This is a genomic window from Paenibacillus sp. FSL H8-0548, from assembly GCF_038630985.1.
GTDB lineage: Bacteria > Bacillota > Bacilli > Paenibacillales > Paenibacillaceae > Pristimantibacillus.
The window spans coordinates 6,255,545-6,272,500 of sequence record NZ_CP152049.1; the positions used below are offsets into that span (position 1 = coordinate 6,255,545).

6 protein-coding genes, 6 tRNA genes and 1 rRNA gene (1 of these 13 running past the window's edge) are annotated in these 16,956 nt (G+C 47.7%); all 13 read right to left on the reverse strand.

From position 1 onward, the window contains the following. Nucleotides 1-398: 398 nt before the first annotated feature. Entirely contained in the window at nt 399-7,727 is a 7,329-nt protein-coding gene (locus MHI37_RS26590) for a LamG-like jellyroll fold domain-containing protein (protein ID WP_076339179.1), read from the reverse strand. An 861-nt stretch (nt 7,728-8,588) separates the two neighbouring features. Beyond that, nucleotides 8,589-10,313, reverse strand: coding sequence for an ABC transporter ATP-binding protein (locus MHI37_RS26595; RefSeq protein WP_076339180.1), 1,725 nt, complete (start codon nt 10,311-10,313; stop codon nt 8,589-8,591). Continuing rightward, nucleotides 10,310-10,675 carry an ATP-binding protein gene (locus MHI37_RS26600; RefSeq protein ID WP_076339181.1) on the reverse strand — a complete coding sequence of 122 codons (366 nt, stop codon included), beginning with the start codon at nt 10,673-10,675 and terminating at the stop codon, nt 10,310-10,312. The genes MHI37_RS26595 and MHI37_RS26600 overlap by 4 nt, the downstream gene beginning before the upstream one ends. A 9-nt stretch (nt 10,676-10,684) precedes the next feature. Continuing rightward, on the reverse strand, nt 10,685-11,698 hold the full coding sequence (locus tag MHI37_RS26605; RefSeq protein WP_076339182.1) for an iron ABC transporter permease: 1,014 nt from the start codon (nt 11,696-11,698) through the stop codon (nt 10,685-10,687). Then, entirely contained in the window at nt 11,695-12,720 is a 1,026-nt protein-coding gene (locus MHI37_RS26610; protein ID WP_076339183.1) for an iron ABC transporter permease, read from the reverse strand. The genes MHI37_RS26605 and MHI37_RS26610 overlap by 4 nt, the downstream gene beginning before the upstream one ends. A gap of 62 nt (nt 12,721-12,782) precedes the next feature. After that, nucleotides 12,783-14,738, reverse strand: a complete 1,956-nt coding sequence (locus tag MHI37_RS26615) for an AraC family transcriptional regulator (protein WP_076339184.1) — start codon at nt 14,736-14,738, stop codon at nt 12,783-12,785. A 374-nt stretch (nt 14,739-15,112) separates the two neighbouring features. Then, nucleotides 15,113-15,191 (reverse strand) — tRNA-Leu (locus MHI37_RS26620). Between the two features lie 19 nt (nt 15,192-15,210). After that, nucleotides 15,211-15,287 (reverse strand) — tRNA-Arg (locus MHI37_RS26625). A gap of 20 nt (nt 15,288-15,307) precedes the next feature. Continuing rightward, a tRNA-Cys gene (locus MHI37_RS26630) sits at nt 15,308-15,381 on the reverse strand. A 7-nt stretch (nt 15,382-15,388) separates the two neighbouring features. Continuing rightward, a tRNA-Gly gene (locus MHI37_RS26635) sits at nt 15,389-15,463 on the reverse strand. Nucleotides 15,464-15,470: 7 nt separating this feature from the next. Further along, nucleotides 15,471-15,545 (reverse strand) — tRNA-Gln (locus MHI37_RS26640). A gap of 33 nt (nt 15,546-15,578) precedes the next feature. Further along, nucleotides 15,579-15,654 (reverse strand) — tRNA-His (locus MHI37_RS26645). Nucleotides 15,655-15,843: 189 nt separating this feature from the next. Continuing rightward, nucleotides 15,844-16,956, reverse strand: a 23S ribosomal RNA gene (locus MHI37_RS26650) (it continues 1,820 nt past the right edge of the window).

Sequence of the window (16,956 nt, forward strand, 5' to 3'; positions counted from 1 at the left end):
GATCCTGTCGTAGGGTGGCCTGGTTAAAATCCCGTCCCCTCTTCCGAAAGATTCCTAAATAATCACGACAGGAATGGTTTTTTATCATAGAAAGACTGTTTTAATTGAAGAAGCGTGCTCATTGTCTTTTTCTTAAGATCGTTGCGTATCAAACTGCTTACTTTTACTTTGAAATATGTATAGCAGTTTATCAAATCGATGAAAAAATGCATTCAGTTAGCATCAAATCAGTGGAACATAGTGAACAGAAAATTTTTCAGGAAAGTGAATACTTCAAAGAAAAGGCGAATTCTCATTCAATAGAATGGAAATTCGCCTTTATCTATTTCGGTTCATTTTATAGACGCTAAATACATATGTTTTTCAGTAGCCCCATTTTGCAATGGGGCACTTTTTGTTTAATTCAAGCCCAACATGTTGGCAATTAGTGTAGCCGCTTCTGCTCGGATTGTTTGTGCCTTGGGAGCAAAGCTGTTGGCGCCTTTGCCTTCGATGAAGCCTGCTTCACCCAAAATCCGAACCGCTGCCGCAGCGTAATCGGCGATTTGGTTAGCGTCCTTGAAGAGAACGGCTTCGCGTGTCTTCTCCAGTTCAATTCCCGCCGCTGTTAGAACACGAACGGCTATTACAGCCATTTCTTCGCGGGTAATCGCTCGATTCAGACCGAAGCTGCCATCCTCATATCCACTGACAATTCCTATTGCTTGCGCTGTTGCGACCGCATCGGAATACCACTGGCCGCTCTTTACATCGTTATAAGTAGCGGTGTGGCCTGGCTGAACCAGATCATAAGCCTCCATCAGCATCTTCAGGAATTCAGCCCGCGTGACAGCACGCTCGGGAGAAAACTGACCGTCACCCGTACCGACAATAATTTGACGGGTTGCAAGTGCGTTAATGCTTTTTTGCGCCCATGAATAGGAGTCCGTATCCGTGAAAACCACCGGATTGGCTACGATTGCATATTTGCTGAAATGCTTGGCATAGAAAACAAGAACTCCTGCTTTGGCGTCAAACTTAGAGTTGCGTACGATTTCCAAGTGGCCCAGATCATTGATATAAGCTGCCACCAGACTACTGATTTGCTCATCAACATTAGGGAGATACGGAATACGCACCTCTACTGCTTTGTCTCCCTTGAAAGCCCCGGTGCTCTGACCGTCGATTGAAAGGCTGAAGTCGTAAACAGGCTTATCCTTGAGAGCTTCAGATAGGGAAGCGGGTAACTCAGAAATATCCACTGCTTCAATAGTTAAGGTCAGTTTAGCTTGATCCGGAAGAACGGTGATGGCATCAATGGCAATTGTGAATGATACCAAACCGGATTCGATAACAATTGACTTGATACCTTCCTGCTTGGCCTTAAGCCATGCATCCGACGGAAGCTCCACTTTGATGGATGAAGCCTGCTCCTCTGATTTCAAAATGATCAGCAAAGTCTGTTCCTTGCTCTGCATTGCATTGGCAATCGCTTTGTTCAAGCTCTCTGAGCTCAAAACCGCCTGCGCTGCCCCTTCTTTCACAACAGGCTTCACCTTAATTTGGTTGCCTTCTACAATCGGCTCTTCCTGCCGTGATATCGGCGGTGCAGTGCTTCCGATTCCGCTATCCTGTTGAGGCGCCGAAGCTGTCATCACCGTGTAGGGCTCACTGGCTGAATGGTTCTCTGCTGCGTCAAAAGCAATTACCTTGAACGTATAGGAGGTGCTGGCGGCAAGGCCGGTAACACTGTAGCTGTACGTGCTGCCCGTTACGCTTCCCGCTTTGTTATCTCCTTGATACACGTCATAACGGACGACTCCCACATCATCTATTGATGCGGTCCATCCAAGCACCAAGGAGTTGGCGGTGATGGTACCCGCTGTCAAACCAGTCGGAGCTGTCGGCGGCACCTGATCCAGGGACGACAGGGTCTTCGTCGTGTATTCTGCGCTTGGCGTCCTGTTCCCCGCCTCGTCAACGGCCACCACTTTGAATGTATAAGAGGTATTCGGCTCAAGGTCTGAGAGATTATAATTGTACGTGGAACCAGTCACTGTTCCTGACAGCTGTCCATCTGTGAGGATATCATACCCTATCACAGCCACATTGCCCCCTGATGCGGTCCAGTTAAGCACCATGGAATCGGCGGTGATGTCTGATGCATACAGATTCGTCGGAGGCAATGATGCATCAGGGTCTAGGACTGTAACATGTGCGATTACCGGAAGCAGTGTTCCGTCCACGACTCCCGTAATGCTGAAGCTTCCCGGAGTGCTATATAGAACAGGGTCGATGGAATTCCATACTACCTGAACGGATACCACCGCCTCGGTGTTGTAAACTGCATTGACCATACTCGGCAGTTCCGGAGGAATTCCCACTACAGTCACAACTTCCACTGTATCCAGACCGACGATAGACGGTATAAGCGCCAATTGTTCCAAAGCTTGCTGCATGCTATCGGAGGCCTCATCAATTTGCTGCTGTGTGCTGCCGGCGGATTCCAACAGTTGCTGCGCTTCGGCTATGGCAACTTGAAGAGCTGCCCAGCTGTCTTCCGTATACCACTCGAGATCATGATCTGCCGCATCCGTCAGAAGCAGCTCCAGCAGGGAGTCATCACGCCATTTCACATTGCCGTTATACAACTCGCCTATTTCTTCAGTGCTCAATGCCCTGTTGTAAATAACAAATTCATCAAGCTTGCCGCTGAACAGCGGGTCCGCAAATTGGCTCTTGCCAATATAATTTAAGCTAGGCTTGAAATCTCTCGGCTTGATTGTCATGCCAGCTGAAGCTTTCTCCTCACCGTTGACAAACAGCTTGGCATTGTTGTTCCCTAACGTTACCGCCACATGTACCCATTGATTGGTCACCAACTGCGAGGTTTGCACAAATTGCTCTGCACCGCCGTTCTTGATGGCAAATCGCAAAGTGTTATCGCCCGATCGCGGTGTCAGGAACAGATATTGATTGGTGCCGTTGCCAAAGTCGAATATACGCTGCCACTGGCCGTTTAAGTCCCAATACACCCATGTGGCCAGCGTAATTTCATCATAGTTGGCCAGCGCATGGCTCGCTGGCAGCTGAACGTATTGATTCGAGCCGTTCAATTGAATGGCCTGGCTGGTCTTTCCTTCCACGTAAGACGGCGAGCCGAAGGCAACTCCGGCAGTTGAGCCGAATGTATTATCCAGATTCCCATCTAACGAATATAGCGACAGAGGTTTCCTAACAAGCAATCCTTCAGCCTGCTCCAGCTCAGTTAAAAGCTGTTGCTTATTCGCTCCAGGCTGCCCGATTTCCGATTCAATTCGTTCCGCCTTCTCCTCATACAGATAGTAGCTGCCTTTTGTAAAGTCAGCGGAAGCAAATATATGGAGCTCCACATTTAAAATTAATGTCTGGCTGACGGAAAACTTTGTATTGCTAACCGTAAAGGTTACCTGATGAATGCCGTAATCTGTTTGTGCCGGCGTCCAAGTGAATACGCCTGTCTTGGCATCAAGCTTAGCGCCGAACGGCAATCCGGCGGCACTGTATACTAGCGTTCCTCCTGTCGGATCGGTTGCACTCACCTCATAAGTCAATAACTCCCGTGCCCGCGTTGTTCGCTCAACAGGTCCGACAGGGTTTAATGCCGGCTGGCCTTTGACCGTGATGGTGATCGTCCTGGAAGAAGACAATTCCCCGACAGCCGCTGAGAAGGTTATATCATGTGTGCCGCCTTGCTCCCTGGCAGGTGTCCATGTGAAGGCTCCGGTCTGCGCATTGAAGGATGCTCCTGCTGGCAGATCACCGATGACTCCATATACAACCTCTGCTGCATTTACCGCCTCAACGGTGAAGACAACCGATTGCTCTGCGTTAACTGTCAGATCCTCAAGTCCCTCCAACACTGGCATGCCCGGCATATATTCCAGACTTTCCAGTGCATCCTGCATAGAGTCGCTCGCCTCATCTACATCCTCTTGGGAGGCATCAGCATTCTCCACTATCAAATCGGCCGACTCTACAGCCGTTTGCAGCAACTGCAGGCTTTCAGATGAATAGATTCCCACATTTTGTGCAGCCACCGCTTTGTCAACGAACAGCTCTAGCAGCGTCTTGTCAACGCCTCCCGTGTAGGAAACAAGCAGGCTGTTGGCTTTCTTAATATCGTAAATAAGCAGCTCCTCATCGCGTTCAGGTTTCTCCAGTTGCGCTTTGATCCGGCTTACTTCCTGACTGAACAGGTAGTAGCTGCCCTTGGTAAATTGATCGGACGCAATGCTGTCAGCATCCGCTATGAGAACATCGATGGATACCGTAACTTTGCCATGCAGTCTTAATTCCGACATATTGCCAAACCAGTTGTTACCATTGAAAATCCGGATATATCGATAGGGCTCGTTGCTCGTTATCATCAAGGTCTGCCAATCCCGAATACCTATCGCCGGTTGGGAAATATTCGTCCAGGTTGTATTGTCATTAGAGCCTTGAACGACGACTCCATTCACTCTGCCAAAGTTGTTATCCTGCCTTGCCAGTATTTCTACCTTCGACAGCCTGGCCTGCCCTCCGAGCTTAAAGTCAAACGTGATGAATCCGCCAGCTCCGTTTCCGCCGACGCGGAAATCGGTTAGGCTGTCCGGATCCCCATCAAATAACATCTTGGCATGGTTTAGGAGATCCGTCGGATTTCTTAAGCTAGAGTCCTTCAGATCAGCGATTTCGAGAATATCGTCCAGTAGCTCTGTCTCATCTGCAAGAATCAGGAAAGAATCATCCGTAGTAAAGATAGTTTCAGCGCCATCAAGACCGCCCGCCGTCTTGTAGTTGATGCTAAACTTCAATTTACCCGGTTCTACATTCGAACCAGCAATCATTTGCGCTGTCCAGTTGATATTATCGCTTGTTGTCGCTTCAACATCCAGATTCTGAATTTGAACCCTTACGTCTTGAATCGACTCGGATGTCTTAAATTTCAATTCTATGTTGTTGCCCATTACAATTCGTTTGAGCACGTTCTGAGGGGAGGTGATCGACACCAACTCCAGCTTGTTAATTAACTCGTGACGCTCGCCAAAAATTCGAAGCTCGGATAGTTCGATCCCCACGGAGCCCCCTACCCGATCAATCATTTGAACCTTGATGAACCGGAACTGCTGATCCCGGAACTCTTCTGCTACCTCAAGCCGTTGCATGTCCTCGTTCATCTCTGTTAAACCAGGCGTGAGGCGGCTCCAGTTTTCTTTATCATTTGAGCCGAAGAAGGTAACGCCACTAATACGCTCTGGGAAGCTTGCTCTTACCTGAAGCTCAAATGCATCGGCTGACACTCTGAAGCCAGTGCCAAAATCCATTGTGTAGCCCAGATTTTCTGCCAAATAATAACCGGCAAAGCTATCAGGTTTCCCATCCATAAGATTGGCAAGTTGAGTGCCAAAGGTTGAAAAACTGACCATATCCAGATAATTCATACTTCCGTCCTGCATTAAAGGCGTCAATAACTGAAGACCTTGAACTGCCTCGTTCAAATGAATTAATTTTTGGTAAAATTCATCATCCGATGCGCTGGACAACGAATCCAACACATCTGTATACCTTGAATTGTAAATATCCAGTGATGCTGAAATATAGCTTGTCTCCTGATCGTAAGAAGCAATAGCGCCCTCTACCGCGGCTTCTCGATTATTGCCTACTGTAATACTGACATTCCTTGCCGTTACGGAGGTTCCGTCCGTCGCACTCACAACGATGGGATACGTTCCCGTCTGCTGGGGCTGCCAGGAAAATTCGCCGGTGTCCTCATCGAACTGAGCACCCTCGGGCTTGTTATCCATCTTATAGGTCACGGTATCACCTTGTCCCGCATCGGTTGCCGAGAAATCATATTGGAGTGTTGCCTGAGACCCGACATAACCGAATAAACGCAATGTCGTTTTGCCTGACTTGAAAACAGGAGGTGTAAACTGTATGTCTGCTGTCAGATGAAGATGGTCGATATCGACTGTGGTGCCGGAGCCTGTGACATTAAAATAAATCACATCGCCTAAACCCTGATAATCGCTCATGGTAAAGATCACATATTTCCACTCGCCATTAGTATCAGGCAGCACTACTGCACTGTCTGACCATCCATTTATCTCCAACTTGGCTGTACCATTGGTTCGAACCTTTAGTCCGACTGTTTTGGCAGCTGTGCTGGAAGCAATAATAGCCCCCCGGCTTCCACCTTCTGTTGCCGTTATCTCGACATAAGAAATATCGCCCTCTTGCTTAATTGCTGAATGAGCATCAAGGCTTGAGAATCGCAATTCAATGTCATTAATATTGGGGTTTGCTGAAACCTTGGGAAGCGTAGATGTCCCTTCTTCTGCAGCCTCTGCCGGAATGAACATCCAATAATCGGCTCCTCCATCCGGAGATTCCCAATAATAGGGAAGCCGCATATTAAACATTGCCGTATAGTATGGCGCGACCTCTGATATATCCATTCCCAAATTATATTTGTAATAGTAATACTGGCCATAGACGTTGCCGCCAATGCGTCCTCGATATGCCCCTGATAATTCTTTGTAAATTATCTCATCTCCAAACTCATTGATGCGTGCCTTTACTGGAATCCAAGGGGTATCATAACCCAACATGAATTGGGCAAAATAATCAGCCGCTTTCAGTATTCGATCATCCAAAAAATTATAAATATTAACGGCATCGTCAGCTGTGGAAATTGTCCCCTCTTCAGGATCGACTTTTGTACCCTGAGCATCCAATAATCGGCTCAAAATCTCCACATTGGTAATATCTCCTGCACCATGGGCTTGATCCCGTCCCATCTCCACATGCTGAACGACCGGAGGGTTAACAGCCTCGCCGGTGTCGTCATTCTTATCCACCAAGCGGAACAATTGTTTGATGGCGCCATTCTGCCATTGATCAACCGCACTCTCGTTGACGGTAAACCATTCTACGGCCTCCGCATATTTTTCCGTATTATTCGTAAAAATGTGGCCGGACATGGAGCCGATCAGTGAATAAAGATGCTGGTTCATGAATCTTCCATTGGAAAACATAAATGTCGTGATCATCGGATTGATCAGATTGTTGGTAAACCTCTCTGTATCCTCTTCTGTCCACGCCCATTTCGGATCTGCATCATCTGAGCTTGAGTACCGCAAAATTTCTGCAGCAGTCGTCATTCTGTTGAGTGGAATCCCCATATGAATGTGTGAATCCACAAAATAAGTATACTTACTTGGGTCCATTTGCTCCCATAGCCGTATAATTCTCATAGCATTTGCACGGTAAGCTTCATCGCCGGTGATATAATACATAATCGCTTGTGTATACGCTCTCAATCCGTCAGTGACAAAAGCCTCCTTGCCGCCCACTGCATTAGACTTCGGATTGTCTGTGCCGTCAGGATTGGAACTGGCGAACAGACTTGAAGAAAACGCCTTGGATGCGTGTGCAGAACCGGTCATCTGAACATAGTAAGAATACCACGGCTTCTTTTGGGCAATAATTTGTTCGCGCATATTGTCCAAAACCGCTTTCGTTAACCCTACACCAGGGTGAGTAAAACCATCTTCTTCAACTTCTATAATGGTCACTTTGTCAGACGCGGCTGGAATTGCATCTTCGGCCAACACCTTGCTTGTCCAAACAGGCAAATAACCCGTGACAAGCGCAAAAACCAGCAACAAGCTCATCATTTTTCTCATAAATCGTTTTGAATAAAAACTATTCATGCTTTTCATGCCGGACCTCCTCTTAACAAGTAAATGAAATACATAATCTAAAATTGCAGGATGCGGGGTGGCTGTAAGCTTATCACCTCCCGGTGTTTTGAAAGCGCATTCACATCTCTTTACACACATTAACAAAGAGTCCGTCCGGTTTCTATTCCAAATTCTTTTAATTTTTATGCAATTTCATTAAAACGCAGCCTGTTATCCGACAATTGTTCAAGATTCCGGCTAATCTCATGCTGCTCATGGCTAATCGAAGCCGCATTCAACGACAAAATATTCGTTTGTTTAGCCAGTGCATTCAGAAGGTCTATTATTTGAATGATAGAACCCGTACACAGCCTCTAAATATATCTTGGCTTCGAGCAATAGAGCCACTATGGCATGTATCCAAGAAACTAACCACTACCTTTGCTTTCTAGTTATCAATTAAATTCTTTACATCGATCATTTTTATCATAGAATGCTCGATATCCTGAATATCCTCATCAAAAGGAACTAGGTATCCTTCTCACTGGTACAAATCCCTATGTGCACCAAAAACCATTTTCCCTTTAATCTCTGTATTTATTAATTGGAATCCTAATTTTTGAGCCTAAATAAAATCAATTTTTATTAGAATAATAAAAAGCTCTCAGGGTCTACGCCCCAAGAGCTTGTTTTCATAAAAACGGAGTGAACGCTCCTCTGAAGAATTCACCCATGCTTATCGCAATATTGATCTCATTCCAAGCAATATCGAACTGTCTTTTGCCCCAGTATGATTGTCGGGTCAAAGGTTTTTGCCTGCTGAATAAACTGGCGAATCATATCATTCAGCCATCTTCGTCCTGTCCTTCTCCTGTTTAGTCTTGTTTGTATTGATTACGTTCAAGAGGCTTGCGTCGCATACAATCGTGCATAAATGCCGCCGCTACGCAGCAGTTCCTCATGCGTACCCATCTCGGCAATCTCTGTGCCCTTCAGCACGACGATCTGGTCGGCATGACGAATCGTCGATAGCCGATGGGCAATCACCAGTGTTGTGCGATCCTTGGATATTTCATCCAGCGCCTGCTGGATCTCTTGCTCGGTCTTGGTATCAAGCGCCGATGTCGCTTCATCCAGAATAAGGATCGGTGCATTGCGCAGAATCGCCCGTGCTATCGAAAGCCGCTGTTTCTGCCCTCCAGACAGACGCACACCGCGTTCACCAATCACCGTATCGTAGCCTTGCTCCATCTGTGCTATAAAATCATGCGCTTTAGCCGCTTTCGCTGCGGCAATCACATCTTTCTCGGTCGCGTCCGCCCATCCATAAGCGATATTGTCATACACCGAGCCATCAAACAGGAAGGTATCCTGCAGCACCATCGAGATATTGTCACGCAGGCTGGAGAGCGTCACATCACGAATATCGATGCCATCCACTCGAATTGAACCGGCCTGCGGGTCGTAGAATCGGTTAACGAGACTGGCCAATGTCGTCTTTCCTACGCCGGTTGTGCCTACAAGCGCCACCGTCTTTCCGGGATCAATGGTCAAGTTCAGCCTTTCTAGTACAGGCGCACCATCTTGATAAACGAATGTAACATCTTGAAAGGAGATCTCTCCATGTACACGCGGCAAACTGACTGCGTTTCGCTTCTCCTGTATGTCTTCCTCTTCTTCCAGCACATCATATACCCGTTTAAGGCCAGCGGCAGCTCGTCCGGCCATCTCCACCAAGCTGGAAAAGGACTTTATCGGTTGATAAAACATACCCAGGTAGGCGATGAACCCGATGATATCAGCAATGCTTACCTCGCCTGTTGCCATCAATCTGCCGCCCAGTATCACGACAAACACGGTACCGAGCGCGGTCACAAATGCCAACAACGGCACAGAGGTTTCATAGAACAGACTAGCGCGCAAATAGGTCTTCGTATGTTTCATAGCCAGACGAGAAACGTTGCCCCGCTCCTCCTCCTGCCGATTGAAAATTTGGATTTCCTTCATGCCCGACAAGTTTTCCTGCACCTTGCCAGCGATTTCTCCCCGCACCTTGGAATTCTCTCCCCACAGCGGCGACAAGCGCTTGCTTTGCCATACCGTGATCGCAAGCAGCAACGGAATCGTGATCAAACTGATCAGTGCCAGCTTCACATTGATCGTCAAGAGCAGGATGCTTACTCCGATAAAGGTCAGTCCGTTGATGATAAAGTCAGGAATGGCATGGGCAATGAAAATTTCCGCTTCCATCGCATCATTCACAACGCGCCCGGTCAAGTCACCCGTCCGGCTTCGATGGAAATATCGCAAGCTCATCTGCTGATATTTGCTATACAATCTTGTTCGTAAATCCGCCACATAATGAAGTGCAGCATAATGGTTCATATAGCCTGCCAGTGATGTTCCGATGGCTTGCAGACAGGTAGCTCCAAGCAGCAACAAACCAATCTTCAGCGCTTCTGCGGCAAACTGACTGCTACCTTCAGTCGCCAATTGTGTCAATGAGCGGAGCGCCCAGGGCAAATAAAATCCGGCAAACGTGGCCATTACGACACCGACAAATCCAATGCCTAACTGAGGCCAGTATTTCCGTGCGCCCAGCAGAACACGCCATGCGGTTTTCATGTGGCAACCGCCTCCTTCTGCACCTTAGCTTTTAGGAATCCTTGATCCTCCGCTTGTTCTTTACGCTTACCACGCAATAACTCGTACGTCACATACACCGGTCTCCCTGTTCTTGGTTCCAGCATAATCTCGGCATCAATGGCAAACACCTCACGCAGCGTCCGTACCGTCATTACGCGCTCTGGCGAGCCATGCTCCGTCTTGAGCAGCCGACCGACTGCCTTTAGTACGGTTGATTTGCCGCATCCATTGGGACCAATAATCGAGGTAATCTGTCCACGCGGAATCTGCAAATCCAGTTCTTTTACGATAAGTGTATCATTATAGGCAATATCGATTTGTTGCGCTGTAATACATTCCATGGTGTCCTCCTAATTGGCTTTCGCTAGTAAATAAAGAAAGTAAGGAACACTGATGACCGTAATAACAATTCCTGTCGGCATATCTCCCCCAAGGCTAACCGTACGCGTAATCGTGTCAGCCAGCACCACGACTAATCCCCCGGTCAGACTGGCAGCCGGAACGAGCAATTTGTGATCGGGCCCGACCAGTTTTCTTGCCATATGCGGAGCGATCAAGCCAACGAAAAAGAAGCTTCCACCCACGGCCACACTGCCAGAGGATAAAGCAACAGCAGCGATCGACAACCCCAAAAACTGCCGCTTCACGGCAAGACCCAGCCCTTGTGCCGTCTGATTGCCCAGATGGAGGGTATTCAGCATTCGAGCCTTGTAGAAAATATAGCCGAGTAAAATCAAGACCCATGGTGCTAGTATGGAAATATAGCGCCAATCATCGCCCCACAAGCTTCCCGCCAGCCAGTGCAGCATGAAGTTCATCTGCGAATCATCCAGCTTGAGCGTCAGGAAGGTGGTCAGCGCCCCATACCCGCTTCCGAGCGCGACACCGGTTAAGATCAAACCGATTGGCGAGATGTCTCTCCCACGGCGATACGATAATAAGAAGATCAATCCTGCCGCCAACAGTCCGCCAACAAAGGCCAGCAATGGCAGGGCAATAAAGGAGCTCTTTCCTGTCGATGCAATGAATACGACGAAGAACAGGACAAACAAACCCGATCCCGAACTAATTCCAAGTGTCCCCGGACTAGCCATGTCATTGCGCAGCAAACTTTGCATCACGACCCCAGCCGCTCCCATCCCCAGACCTACCAAGATCGACAGTACGATTCGTGGCAGGCGAAAATCGAAAACGATCAGATTTTGCTTGTCGGTACCATTTCCCAGAAGAACGTTCAGCACTTCTAGCGGTGAAAGATTCATTTTGCCAGAATTCACGCTAATGACAGCAAACATAAGGATGAGCACCAAGAGCACTACATTGACGATGATGCCCCGTTGCACTGTATAACGCTGCTTGATCATTCAAATTCCCTCCTTTGCCTGCGAGCCAGGAAGAGAAAGTACGGCACACCAATGATAGAAAATATAATGCCAATCGGTGTTTCGAACGGCTTATTGATCAATCGGCCAACCAGATCAGCCGATACAGTCAGCAGCGCACCATATAGCGCAGCAGCCGGAATAATATACCGATAGTCGACACCAACCATGTATCGCACAATATGTGGGGTAATCAAACCAACAAAACCGACCGGGCCAACTATGACAACAGAAAGTCCAGTCAGCACGAGCACGATAATCGTCGATAGCCCCTTGACCAGTCCGCTGCGAATACCGAGTCCATTTGCCACATCATCCCCCAAACTGAGCAGTGTAACGGAAGGAGACAGCGCCAGCGCCAGCAGTACGCCACCAACAAATAACGGTGAGATAATAAGCAATTCCCCCCACTTAGTCCCCGCTGTACTGCCTGCCGTCCAGAATGCTAATGCTCGACCAAGGTTATAATTAATCGCTAAATACTGACTGAGTGCGCCAAACAGCATGGAGATGGACAGTCCTGCCAGCACCAGCCGCTGAGGCGTCATCCCGCGCTTGCCTAGTGACGCGAAAAAGTAGGTCATCCCGGTCGCAAGCGCTGCACCCAGACAAGCAAACAGCATCATCAGCCCATACGAATAACCCGGCAGAAAGGCCAGGCAAAGTGCAATCGCGAATGCTGCCCCAGAGCTGATTCCCATCAGCCCGGAGTCGGCCAGCGGATTACGCGTCGTCCCCTGCATGATAGCCCCGCATACTGCAAGGCTGCAACCGACGATCAGATCGGCTACGGTACGAGGAAGACGTAGGGTTTGAATAATTTGATGCTCAGTGAGAGTTGGATCAAATCGGAAAATAGCCTCCCATGCAGTCGCTAACCTCATGTCGGCGGCACCGAAGCTAATCGATGCCGCCGACATGAGAACCGTTAATCCAAGCCCTACCACCATGTACATGGTGAAGTTTATCGCCCCACGGCGTTTTTGTTCAGGCTTGTTTTTCATCGTTTTTTCCTTTCCTCACCTATTGACAGTCTAGTTGAAAGCATTGCTCTATATTAAAAAACTTATTTAGCTAATTTCAGCAATTGATTTACAATATGATCAATCAATGCACTGGAAGTCATTATATCCGTGGACCATGATAGCGAGGAACCCACCGCTACGATCCGATTATGCTCCACAGCAGGCAGTGATTTCCAAACCGCATTATCAGCAGGAATTTCCGTATCTCCTATGGATATCAGATAATCCCCAATGTAAGCGGCCAAGACCTCCATAGAGATATCTCCCCAATATTTATCTGCGTCAATAATGTCAGTTTGAATTTTTGACGGTACCTTCATTTGAAGCTCATTATAAACAAGCTCGCCAACCGCATGCTTGTCTCCAGCAATGTAGTTACTTCCATCACCAAATTCTCCCATCGTAATCGTCACGTCTGAAAGACCTGCATTCTGAAGAGCTAGCTTCGCTTCATCGATTTTTTCGGCATAAGCATTCAAAACAGCCTTAGCCTCTTCCTGCTTGTTCAAAACATCGCCAATAAAATGTATCCGCTCTTCTGTAGTCATATCACCATAAGGGACATAAATTGTCGGGGCAATTTTGGATAAGTCCTCATAATTTTCATCGCCCCATGCTAAAATAATCAGATCAGGCTCAAGAGTCATGACATCTTCCGGCTCCGCTTTTATATTAATGGCGTCTTTAATCTGGTTAGCAAATACAGGCTCCGTCTCGCCCCTTGCCGCTCTTGCCACACCTAGAGGAGTTACACCTAGGGCCACCACATCACCAACCAAATAATCGACCACAACACGTTGAGGGTTGTTAGGCACCTCAACATCACCCTTTACTGTGGATATCGTTCTGGTCTGCGAGACGGCTTCCGATACTTCCGGTTGTGTCGTCTGTTGTGTCTGCGTAGGCACTGGATTCACCGTTCCACCGTTATTCGCTGGCGTCCCCGACGTACATGCCGACAGCAACAGCATCATACTCATCGCCACCGCCAAGACCATTTCTTTACTTTTTACTTGTCCAAACATAGTTAATTCCCCATCTCTATAAGACTTGACTAGACTCACTAGTTCCTTCTCATTGTAGGGAAAATGATAATCATTATCAATACCATCAACCTGCATGGATAGTGCGCTTATTTTCCGATAATCACTTGGCGTCATCTTGTAATACTTCTTAAACATCCTAAACAGGTTTTTCTCATCTGCAAAACCAGATCCTGTTGCGATCTCTTTAATGGTTGCTGCTGTATGCTTCAAGTCATGACAGGCAGCTTCAATCCTTCTCTGAATGAGATACTCCTGTAAGCTCATCCCTTCCTTCTTTTTGAACAGCCGTGTCAATTGCCCACCACTGATCCCAAACATATCGGCAATTTCTTGAAACATAATCGGCTCCCTGTAATGTTTATCAAGATATATCTTCGCAGAACATGCTGGATCTGGCTGGAGATACCGAATCTTACCACCCTCAAAATCTCTGTACACCTCATGAAGCAATTGATATAAAAAACTTTTGGCTTGTAGCTGATCCATCGCCTTGCCGCGGTTCCAGCCATTCATCATCTGTTGAAACCAATCGAGTAGCAAGATGGGATTACTTGGCGTATAACCAAACTGTTGAACAAATGGATTCACTTGCTCCAGTAATTGCTGCAGGAACTTCTTGAAAAAAAGAGGTGATTCTGCTTTATAAAACACCATAAAGATCTTCACAATCTCCCCTTTAGGCGAAATACTGAGCAGGCTCCCCTTCCCGCCGTGAACCAAACCGAAGCGTTCCATTCTAAATGTGGTTCCATTCAATTGAATTTGTGCTTCTCCTCCGCATGCATAGATAAACATGCTACTAGGCATTTTATACTGGTCCAACGGGTATTGGGACGCTACATTCTGAAAGCGTACATCTATTAATGTAATAATCGAACGTGTCCAAATGCGGGCCATCGTATCGATCATCTCCGGAGTAAATACCTGGCTTGCTTCTGCTTCCTCTTGCATCTATTCGCGCTCCCTCATCTCACTTTTTTCCAATTTATATATCAAACATAATTTGATTTTGATTATCAATATCATTATATATTAGGTAAGTATATCATCATTAAGTGACATTGGGGAGCAGGCAACGGACGTTATGCTTTTCTTCATCTTTTTAGCATTTTACTGACTCAATCAAGTCCTTATACAATTAGCAATGCTATTCACTCGCTCGCAATAATGCTTCAGTTACATAATTAATCTGAGCAGTAGCCGAATAAATGTCAGTGTAATTAGATCCAAGCTTTCTTCAGCACATGCTATGAATGGAGTCTTAAAATAAAACAAAAAAAAGCCCATCAGATAAACCATCTGATGAACCATTAACTTTAGTGTGATGCCGATGAGAGGACTCGAACCTCCACGGTTTCCCTCACGATTTTGAGTCGCGCGCGTCTGCCATTCCGCCACATCGGCATATCGTTTTAACAAAAAATGGCGTGCCCTAAGAGATTCGAACTCCTGGCCTTTTGATTCGTAGTCAAACGCTCTATCCAGCTGAGCTAAGGGCACATGTTATAGAAGAAATATGATGGAGGCGCCACCTAGACTCGAACTAGGGGTAGAGCTTTTGCAGAGCTCTGCCTTACCACTTGGCTATGGCGCCATCATAATGGAGCGGAAGACGGGAATCGAACCCGCGACCCTCGCCTTGGCAAGGCGATGCTCTACCGCTGAGCCACTTCCGCATAATAATGGCTGGGGATTCAGGGATCGAACCTGAGAATGACGGAGTCAAAGTCCGTTGCCTTACCGCTTGGCTAATCCCCAACAATAGGTGAAACACATTTACTTCAAGAAAAATGGGGCGATCGAGGGGAATTGAACCCCCGAGTGTCGGATCCACAAACCGATGCGTTAACCACTTCGCCACGACCGCCATAATCATATTCAGGTGCTTTGTCTACAAATTGCTCGTTTATAGACAAAAAATAAAACCCACTTATGTGGGTCGTTTGCTAATGCTTGCATTAGCAAGTTGCGCCCTGAAAACTGGATACGAAAGTTAGGTTTGCTGAAACCTATTATGCTGCTGTCTACTGGATGTATGGGTCACAGTAAACGTGTTTAGGATAAGCCCTCGACCGATTAGTATTCGTCAGCTACACACATTGCTGTGCTTCCACCCCGAACCTATCAACCTCGTCGTCTTCAAGGGGTCTTACATACTGGGAAATCTCATCTTGAGGGGGGCTTCGCGCTTAGATGCTTTCAGCGCTTATCCCGTCCGTACTTGGCTACCCAGCGGTGCTCCTGGCGGAACAACTGGTACACCAGCGGTACGTCCATCCCGGTCCTCTCGTACTAAGGACAGCTCCTCTCAAATTTCCTGCGCCCGCGACAGATAGGGACCGAACTGTCTCACGACGTTCTGAACCCAGCTCGCGTACCGCTTTAATGGGCGAACAGCCCAACCCTTGGGACCTACTTCAGCCCCAGGATGCGATGAGCCGACATCGAGGTGCCAAACCTCCCCGTCGATGTGGACTCTTGGGGGAGATAAGCCTGTTATCCCCAGGGTAGCTTTTATCCGTTGAGCGATGGCCCTTCCATTCGGTACCACCGGATCACTAAGCCCGACTTTCGTCCCTGCTCGACTTGTAGGTCTCGCAGTCAAGCTCCCTTATGCCTTTGCACTCTGCGAATGATTTCCAACCATTCTGAGGGAACCTTTGGGCGCCTCCGTTACATTTTAGGAGGCGACCGCCCCAGTCAAACTGTCCACCTGACACGGTCCCCGAACCGGTTTCACGGTTCTAGGTTAGAACTCCGATACGATCAGGGTGGTATCCCAACGGTGCCTCCACACAAGCTGGCGCTCATGCTTCGTAGGCTCCCACCTATCCTGTACAGATCGTACCAAAGTTCAATATCAAGTTACAGTAAAGCTCCATGGGGTCTTTCCGTCTTGTCGCGGGTAACCTGCATCTTCACAGGTATTAAAATTTCACCGGATCTCTCGTTGAGACAGCGCCCAAGTCGTTACGCCATTCGTGCGGGTCAGAATTTACCTGACAAGGAATTTCGCTACCTTAGGACCGTTATAGTTACGGCCGCCGTTTACTGGGGCTTCGGTTCACAGCTTCGGGTTACCCCTAACCGCTCCCCTTAACCTTCCAGCACCGGGCAGGCGTCAGCCCGTATACTTCGCCTTACGGCTTCGCACAGACCTGTGTTTTTG

Excerpts from the sequence above, each read along its gene's own strand:
- MHI37_RS26590 (WP_076339179.1), bottom strand. The coding sequence starts at position 7,727 with ATGAAAAGCATGAATAGTTTTTATTCAAAACGATTTATGAGAAAAATG.
- MHI37_RS26595 (WP_076339180.1), bottom strand. The coding sequence starts at position 10,313 with ATGAAAACCGCATGGCGTGTTCTGCTGGGCGCACGGAAATACTGGCCT.
- MHI37_RS26600 (WP_076339181.1), bottom strand. The coding sequence starts at position 10,675 with ATGGAATGTATTACAGCGCAACAAATCGATATTGCCTATAATGATACA.
- MHI37_RS26605 (WP_076339182.1), bottom strand. The coding sequence starts at position 11,698 with ATGATCAAGCAGCGTTATACAGTGCAACGGGGCATCATCGTCAATGTA.
- MHI37_RS26610 (WP_076339183.1), bottom strand. The coding sequence starts at position 12,720 with ATGAAAAACAAGCCTGAACAAAAACGCCGTGGGGCGATAAACTTCACC.
- MHI37_RS26615 (WP_076339184.1), bottom strand. The coding sequence starts at position 14,738 with ATGCAAGAGGAAGCAGAAGCAAGCCAGGTATTTACTCCGGAGATGATC.